We start from the raw sequence: 4,872 nt of genomic DNA, 5'->3' as shown, positions 1-4,872 counted from the left end.
AAAGGCACACCCCCCTGAATCCCCCCTCAATGGGGGAATATATTGAACAATTCCCCTCCTTGGAGGGGTGCCGTTTACGGCGGGGAGGGTGCTTTTCATTCGTCATCCTGGACTTTCATCCTCATCCTCACCTTCTCCCATCAAGGGAGAAGGAACCTTGAGTCGTCATTGCGAGACCTTGTTTTTTGAGGTCGTGGCAATCTCATGAGTCATCTTTATTATTTGTAGAATTGAGAAATTATAGAATTGTGGAATCGAATTGAATGAGATCCTTATAATGTCCAGTAAAAAATTCCGGATTCCTTAGAATGAAAGAATAGCTAAATGAGATTACCACGTCGCAGAGCTCCTCGTAATGACGGATTGAAATAACTATTTTCATCTTTATCCAGTGCTGCGAACGTAACAAGAAGTTCTTTTATTATATTAAGACTTTTTAGGGGAGATATTCACTACAAATTGAGAAATTTCTCAATATCATTTTCTCAATAACTTATAATTAATTTATATCGAATATTTTTTCGTTTGTCAAATTACAAAATGAACATTTATAAAAGTTCAAAATATGAGGAAAAATCGAGAAATGACTTATGGTTGGGGGTTTATTTATAACAGCATTATAAGGATTGATATTTATCCCTGAGTCAGGGCAAATCAAATTTGAAAAAGAACTGGGAATTTCTCACCACCTGCTTAATGATTATCTCCAATTTCTTGTTATAACTATAAGGCAATGAATATTTCCATCATTTGGATCGCCTCAAAATCGTTCGAGTAGCTATTATATCAACACCTTCTCCCAAACAATTGGTTGCAATAACTTGACCAACCTGAACTGGTGCCTCGACTTCTATAGTCGAAAGAAATTGAATCAATTCTGAGACGCGTCGAAGGGGAAAGGGTTTTTTAGTTCGAACTGGAAGCCGTCGGATTTCCCCGTTCAAAACAACAACTGTTGTTGTCACTGTTCTTTTTGGATTGAGCATTTCATCTTGTGCGTACTGACTTCCCCGTTTGCATTTTGCACCAGTAACTACAATTTTTTCTCCATCTTTTTCAACTCGGAGAGAACATCCCATAGGACAGGAAGTACAAATGAGTTGTTTAGATTCCTTCGACTGAGCTTCCGACAATTTCAACAATGATTTCTCCTCCTTCTTCAGGCCAATGTATATTTTTAAGGTCATAGCGAACCATCTCACTAGGGCGACAGACGGCTACTCTCTTTTGATCAAATACTTTTCCTTGAGTTCTAAATTGAACTTCCCCATCACGGAAACTTTGGTCAGGACGAATAAATAACCAACCATCATTAACTTGCCGAACTCGTTGTGGGATAACTAAACCTACTCCTGACCCGGGATTCAATTGATACTTTATTGGTTTTTTATCTCTATTTTCAGCGGCTGACTGACCGGCTTTTTGTGACACCAAAGTGACATAATCGACTAAATCGAAAACTGAAGCGACATTTCCACAGGCATATATCCCATCAAGGTCAGTAGAGAAATTTTCATCAACCAAAGGCCCATGACTAAAATGACACAGAGAAACACCAGCTTTTCGAGATATTTCATTTTCAGGAAGGAGTCCTACCGAAAGAAGAAGGGTGTCACAGCTTAATAACCTTTCGGTTCCTGGAATTGGTTGCCAAGATTGATCAACTCGACTTATTTCTACTCCCTCGACTCGTTCTTTACCAAAAATGTTGGTTACTGTGTGAGAAAGTAATAGAGGAAGCTCAAAGTCAAGCAAACACTGCACATAATTCCGGATAAGACCGCTTAATGAAGGCCGTACCTCTACCACCGCTTCTACTTTAACACCTTCAAGGGTTAACCTGCGGGCCATAATTAAGCCAATATCCCCTGATCCTAAAATAACCACTTTCTTCCCCGGCAAATAACCTTCAATATTGACTAGATACTGAGCTAAGCCTGCAGTATAGATTCCAGCTGGACGAAATCCAGGGATAAAAATCATCCCTCTGGTTTTTTCTCGACATCCCATGCTGAGTATGACTGATTCACTATAGAATTCCCAAACACCTTTTGGGTTAACCGCAGTTATTTTTTTATTTGGGGTAAGGTCAAGTACGGTTGTTTCAGTCATCACCTCTATTGAGGTTTTGGCTAATTGATCAATATATCGGGCAGCGTATTCAGGACCAGTCAGTTCTTCTCCAAATATTTGCAAACCAAAACCGGGATGAATACACTGATTCAATATTCCTCCCAAGTAATCATTTCTTTCTAAGATAAATATTTTCCTGGCACCGTGGTTCCAAGCAGATAGTGCTGATGCCATACCTGCTGGCCCTCCCCCAATAACGACGACATCACAATCAATGTGGTGTGGCATGAGTATTAACCACCTTTTTCGTTTCACCAACAAGTAAATTCGAATTTTTATCCGATTTTAATAAGTCTTGAATACCGATGTTTAATAAATTCATAACTATAGAAGGAAGATGCATTTGACAAAAACTTCCCTGGCAGCGTCCAGCGGTAACCCTGATTCTTCGTTTTAAACCGTCCATAGTTCGAGCCGGAGGGTTCATTCTTAAGGCATATTTAACTTCCGCCAGGGTGACTTCTTCACACCGGCAGACAATCTGACCCCAATCGGGATCTTGGGCAATAAGTTCCTCGCGTTTTTTCCAATCACAATCATGAAATACAGGAAAAGCTTTTCTAAAAATTATCTGGTCTTTTTCTTTTAATGATAATCCTTGCTGAATCAGTAATTCTCCCACATATTCTGCTATTCCTGGAGAAGCTGTAAGACCTGGTGATTCAATCCCACACAGGTGAATTAAACCTGGATGCTTTTTGGAAACAAAGATAAGGAAATCTCTTTCGGGCAAGGTAGGCCGAATGCCAGCAAAAATCTGAATAGTTTGATTGAAAGGAAATCGAGGCACTAGCTTTTGAGCACCAGCCCTGACTTCATTCAACCCTTGAGATGTGGTCGAGGTATCGTCAGCACAACTCGATTCAAAGTTTGGCCCAGCTAAAATATTCCCTTCTGGGGTTGGTGAAACAAGGATACCTTTACTTAATGAGTTAGGAACTGGATAGAGAATTTTTTTCACCAAGCCCTGGCTTTCTTTATCAAGCAAAAAATATTCACCTTTAAATGTTGAAAAAACCGGAATCTGATCCCCTGATTTTTTAGCTATTTTTGCCGATGATAGACCAGCAGCATTGACAACATATGAAGCTTCATAATTTTCATTAGGAGTATGTACGATGATCTTTTTGCCTTGATGGTCAAAACCCTCTACAGAACTATCAAAATGAAATTCAACTCCATTTAAAGCCGCCCCTTCAGCAAAGGCTAAGGTAAGGCGAAAAGGAGACGCGACCGCGGCATGAGGATCATAATAAGTAGCAACTATTCGATCTGATAGGTTTGGCTCGAGTATTAGAGATTCTTGTGGGCTTAAGATCTCAGCATCATCATATTTTCCGATATTTTTCAAAGATTTTAAGTAGTTTAGATCATCCTGGTTAAACGCAACAGTTAATGCTCCGGTAACTGAAGGATGAAAATCCAGTTCTTTTTCAATTTTAGGAAACCATGATAAAGCTCTTTGATGGAGCTCCCCTTTCACGGTTCCTGGAGTGAGATAGCTACGAGAATGAATAATACCTGTATTAGCCTTGCTTATTCCACAACAAACATCGAGCTCTCTCTCGAGAAGGAGTATTTTTAAATCAAAGTGAGAAAGAAACCAGGCAATTGCACAACCCACAACTCCTCCTCCAATAATGATCACATCATAAGCCTTTTTCACATTGATGCTCTCCTTGATTTATTCAATAAAAAATTTTGCGACAGAAGATTAGTAGAAACATTAAAAAAGTGTGATAAAACAAAAAAAGCCTTTCGAGACAAATAAAGAATTGTCTCGAAAGGCTTTCTCCTATTCTCCAAGCCTAATACTCTTTGACTTAATATAACATAATATTCTTTGTTAAACAACAGTCAATACAATAAGAATATCAGTTAAAATCAATATCACTAAGAGAAGGAAAGACATAATCCGGTTGCCATGGAGATTCTTTAACATCGTCTTTTTGGGTTTCACCGGTCAAAACTAAAATTGTAGTAATTCCTGATTTTTTACCCATGGCGATATCAGTATACAAACGATCGCCAATCATAACGATTTCGTTTTGAGTGGTTTTGGTTCGATACGATACATATTCAATAACTTCGGGATAAGGTTTCCCAAAAATTTTAGGTGATATCCCGGTTGATTCCTCAATCATTTTGATCATCGAACCAGTGTCTGGTATCGGACCATCCTCGGTCGGACAGTTAATATCAGGGTGAGTAGCAAAGAATGGAATCCCTTGTCGTATAAAATAGCATGCTCTTTCCAGTTTATGATAGGTGAGGGTTTTGTCAAAACCGAGCACAATAAAATCCGGATCGTTTTGAACGCTGACAAGACCAACCTTGAGCAGGTCACGTTCCAATTCTTTGGTGCCCAAGAGATACACTTTCCCATTTGGTTTTAGCCTTTGCAGATACCAGGCACAAATTTCACCAGAGGTAATAATCTGGGATTTATGAATAGTTTTCAAACCCATATTATTAAGCTTTAAAGCATAAAAATTTGCGTCCCGAGATGAATTATTGGTAAGAAAATAAAACGATTTTCCGTTTTTTTGTAATCGATCAATAAAATCTAAAGAACCCGGAATAATTGTATTCCCTAAATAAAACGTTCCATCCATATCCATAAGGAATACTTTTTTTGCTTTCAAATCCATCGATCGCTTTCCTTTCCTATTTAATACTCCCAATACCTATTTCTTCTACCACTATGTTTACATATTTTTTGAAGGTTTGGAAGAACTT

The 4,872-nt window shown here is 38.6% G+C and carries 4 protein-coding genes; all 4 read right to left on the bottom strand.

The features are described 5' to 3' along the window. Window positions 1-746: 746 nt before the first annotated feature. The 4 genes from PLK24_RS08390 to PLK24_RS08375 all read right to left on the bottom strand — a co-directional run bounded on the left by PLK24_RS08390 (window position 747) and on the right by PLK24_RS08375 (window position 4,784). Complete coding sequence (locus PLK24_RS08390; RefSeq protein ID WP_324478117.1) at window positions 747-1,142, bottom strand: DUF1667 domain-containing protein; 396 nt, start codon at window positions 1,140-1,142, stop codon at window positions 747-749. Beyond that, entirely contained in the window at window positions 1,105-2,361 is a 1,257-nt protein-coding gene (locus tag PLK24_RS08385) for an NAD(P)/FAD-dependent oxidoreductase (protein ID WP_324478115.1), read from the bottom strand. The genes PLK24_RS08390 and PLK24_RS08385 overlap by 38 nt, the downstream gene beginning before the upstream one ends. Then, on the bottom strand, window positions 2,345-3,799 hold the full coding sequence (locus PLK24_RS08380; protein WP_324478113.1) for an NAD(P)/FAD-dependent oxidoreductase: 1,455 nt from the start codon (window positions 3,797-3,799) through the stop codon (window positions 2,345-2,347). The genes PLK24_RS08385 and PLK24_RS08380 overlap by 17 nt, the downstream gene beginning before the upstream one ends. A 208-nt stretch (window positions 3,800-4,007) precedes the next feature. Continuing rightward, window positions 4,008-4,784 (bottom strand): HAD-IIA family hydrolase, encoded by a 777-nt coding sequence (locus PLK24_RS08375; protein WP_324478111.1) that lies wholly within the window; start codon window positions 4,782-4,784, stop codon window positions 4,008-4,010. Window positions 4,785-4,872 lie beyond the last annotated feature (88 nt).

The organism is Atribacter sp., assembly GCF_035418125.1.
Lineage (GTDB): Bacteria > Atribacterota > Atribacteria > Atribacterales > Atribacteraceae > Atribacter > Atribacter allofermentans.
Note: the sequence above shows the minus strand (reverse complement) of the source record. Positions and strands in the feature narration are given on the sequence as shown.

Coding starts and splice junctions, on each gene's coding strand:
- PLK24_RS08385 (WP_324478115.1), bottom strand. CDS start 2,361: ATGCCACACCACATTGATTGTGATGTCGTCGTTATTGGGGGAGGGCCA.
- PLK24_RS08375 (WP_324478111.1), bottom strand. CDS start 4,784: ATGGATTTGAAAGCAAAAAAAGTATTCCTTATGGATATGGATGGAACG.